1 protein-coding gene and 2 pseudogenes are annotated in these 3,561 nt (G+C 33.5%); all 3 read right to left on the reverse strand.

Annotated features, from left to right (window positions below; all coding sequences use genetic code 11):
- A pseudogene (locus Q0C58_RS01625) lies at positions 1-2,737 on the reverse strand (hypothetical protein); the annotation flags it as partial.
- A 250-nt stretch (positions 2,738-2,987) separates the two neighbouring features.
- Positions 2,988-3,324: pseudogene (locus Q0C58_RS01630) on the reverse strand (SDR family oxidoreductase); the annotation flags it as partial.
- Positions 3,325-3,417: 93 nt separating this feature from the next.
- A complete protein-coding gene (locus tag Q0C58_RS12400) occupies positions 3,418-3,552 on the reverse strand; it encodes a T9SS type A sorting domain-containing protein (RefSeq protein WP_366841077.1) in 135 nt (44 codons plus the stop codon).
- Between the last annotated feature and the right edge of the window lie 9 nt (positions 3,553-3,561).

Consider the following 3,561-nt stretch of genomic DNA (forward strand, 5'->3'; position numbering starts at 1 on the left):
CAGTGCCTGTATAACAAGAAGCTGCTCCAGAATCTGTTGCTCCTGTATTATCGAATGCTACATCTGCACCTAAAACAACAGCTATTGCTCCTGCACATTCATCGTTTGGTATTACAGATACAGTGTTAACACTAACAGTAATATCTCCTGTATTACCTGATGATGATGTTACATCAAAATTCACTCCAAATGCTGTATTAAAAACACCAACAGCAATATAATAGGTTCCTGCAGGTTGTCCAGTAAGAGATAATAAACTTAAAGAACCAGTACCTCCATCATCATTATTACTTAAAAGGTTACCTGCATCATCATAGATACCTAACTCTGTATCTAATGATCCTCCAGTTTCAATTGTAAAATCTGTACAACCTCCATCATAAATTAACTCATACCATTGAATTTCACCGGCTGTTACAGCATTAGTAGCAGTATCATTAGCAACTCCACAAGCACCATTTAAAGTTAAAGTTCCTATAGTTGCAGGTGGACAAGTTTCTTCAAGTCCATTTTCTAATACGTTACAAATAGCGTCATCTGGATGCACAATAGTTAAATTAATTGGAGTTCCAATTGGAAAAGGACCTACAGTTGTAATTCCTATTGCTGTAATAGTACCAACACTAGTGCTTTCACTTTGAACATCGTAAGAAGTTCCACTACCTAAATCTGTAACGTCAATATCTACTGAGAATTCAGCAACACAATCCGTTGTAACAGTAAAAGTTGCTACAGGTGCATCACAATCAGGAATTTCATTAAAAGACACGTTATCAATTGCCATATCCGATTGAAAAGCAGACCCTCTTGTTCCTCTAAATACAACACTGATAGTCTGTCCCATATATGCTGACAAATCAATAACAGCTAATTCAAAAACATCTGTAGCTGCTGCTTGTTGCTCTCCTGTTAAATTAAAAACATTATCTGTACCGTTAACTAAAACATCTAAATTACCCATATCCTCTCCAAACATGTGATAGTTAAAGGTTAATGCTGGTGCAGTAAGTCCTGATAAGTCTACAAGCGGTGTCGTTAAATTTATAATAGTTCCATCTGTACCAGATGATCCTTCTGTGAAAAAATAATTTCCTGTTGTAATTGACGAATCTGGACCAGTACCACCTGAACTAGTATCGTCAAAAGCTGCTAATTCCCAATAGTATCCATTACTAGTAGCTGACCAACAATTTTCAACCATAAAAGGATTTGAAGAAACTGTAAATCCGTCTTCAAAATTTTCTAAGTAAGGTGCTACAAATGCTTCACAATTTGTTGTAAAAGCAAAGGGCCCAAACCATACTGATGTACCATCTACACCACAATCTGATTGAACATAATATTCATAATCGGTAGCATCTGTTAATTCAGTTGCCATGTAAGGGTTTGAAACACCTGTTGATGTTGCCATCATAGTTTGAGTTCCACCATCTGTAATATTTACTAATTCTATATTCCAAGTTGTAGCTGTTCCAGTTTCTGTCCAACCTAAATCGGCAGAGGAACTTTCTACATTAGCTACAGTTAACGAATTAGGTTGCGTACATGATGGAAGTTCTGAAAATGTTACATCATCAATAGCTATATCATCCTCAAGACCACCTAAAGGCTCAGAGAAAGTAAAACGAACTTGTACATCACCTGTAATAGTTAATGCGCTTAAATCAGTAATTATTAATTCCCATTCTAAATTAGCGGTATCTTCATTAATAGTCTCTACAGTATTAAATGCTGCTCCATCCCAAACTTCTACTAATAATTCTGCATTAGCAACATTATTACTGCTTGAAATCACGTAAAAGCTTAGCGCTGGTGTTGTTAAAGTAGAAACATCTACTAATGGGCTTAATAAAATAGTAGGGCCATCGTTACCTGAAGCATCAACTACTGCATAATAACCATTAGTCATAGTATTACCAGAAATCGTACCATTGTCACCTACATTGTTTGGTCCTGAAAGATTAAATAGCCAGTCTTCTCCACCACTCATACTCCAACAAGCAGGAATCACTCCCCCATTTTCAAAACCTTCTGTGTATGGTGCTGGAAACGTAAGACATATAGTATTAAATGTTAAAGGACCTACTGTGGCACTATTTGGAGTGGATCCACTACAATTAGCAGTAACGTAAACATCGTAAGATGTAGTAGCTGTTAAACCAGTAGCTGATACTGTTGTTCCTGCTACATTAGCATTAGAAAATACTGGATTAGCAGTTTCTCCTGTTAAGAAAACCTCTACGTTAAAATCAACTTCAAGTGGTGCTCCACCAGCTGTCCAAGATATATCAGCAGTTGTTAATGCTATGTTTGAAACTAGTATTGCTGAAGGGTCAAAACACCCATTTGCTGCTACTGTTAAATTTTGAACTGTTGATGCATGACAATCAGAATCATCAGCACATGTATCATCATTAGTAACGTGAAGTCTTACAACATTAACTGTAATAGCTGTTACAGTTAATGGAGACGGTCCAAATGCAATTACTGAATCAGTATCATCAGTTATAGTAATATAACCATCTACTCCACTTGAAGTGTTTGTAAATTCATAATCGTCTCCAATTATAACGTTGTTAATTGTATTGTATTCTCCTGAAAAACTACATGTAGAAATAGATGTAACAGAACCATCATTCGGTGTGTTTTCAGTACCAAAAGAGGTAGTAACAATACATTGTGACCAAGTAAAGCTAGATACCAATACCGCAAAAAATAAAAAAGTAATTTTTTTCATATTAAATAGTTTTTAAAAATGTTTATAATGCTAAAAATATTGATAATATATCAATTAGCAATCTAAAAATGTTACAAATCGACAATACGCAATTTATTATCGATTAAGGGTTTGTGAATGTTTCAAAAATAATCTAAAACAAAATTTTAATTTACATGTTCTTAATAATCGATGCTTTAAAACAATAAAAAAGCCACACATATAGTAATAGTGTAGCTTTAAACATAAATATTAACTAGTTTTATTTTTCTTATCTCTCTACAAATGCATCCATTAGAGCATTACTAATTCCATGCTACAAAAACTGTCTTCGTTATAAATATTTTGTAAAGTAGCACGTTTTATTAAATCGCTAAACATTGTTACTGTGTAATTTGCAAAATCTAGAGCAGTTGCGTTTCCTAAAGGTGACATTTTTCGAAGTAAGCTATAAAGCCATCAAAACCTTTTACTTTACTTCTTTTCACTTTTTTTGTTAGTGATTGCGAAATAGTATTAACTCTTACTTTTTTATCTTACAAGGAAATGACCAAAACTACTTGCAATACTTTCTAAATAGGCTTTGTTATATCATTATAATCTATAAAATTTTCATACCTATATAAAAAAGCCACTCTAAAATAGTGACTTTTAAAATTATATGTTATGCTAAGATCTAGCAAACATTGTATTAGTAATTACTAGTTTTTAATAATTCTAACAGTTTCTATGTTTGCTCCAACAGTTACAAAGTAAGCTCCAGATTGTAAGTTAGACATATTAATATCGTTAGACACTGCGTTTGGTGAAGTTTTAATAACTTCTTGACCTAACATGTTAAATAC

The organism is Lacinutrix sp. (genome assembly GCF_023299985.1).
Taxonomy (GTDB): domain Bacteria; phylum Bacteroidota; class Bacteroidia; order Flavobacteriales; family Flavobacteriaceae; genus Lacinutrix.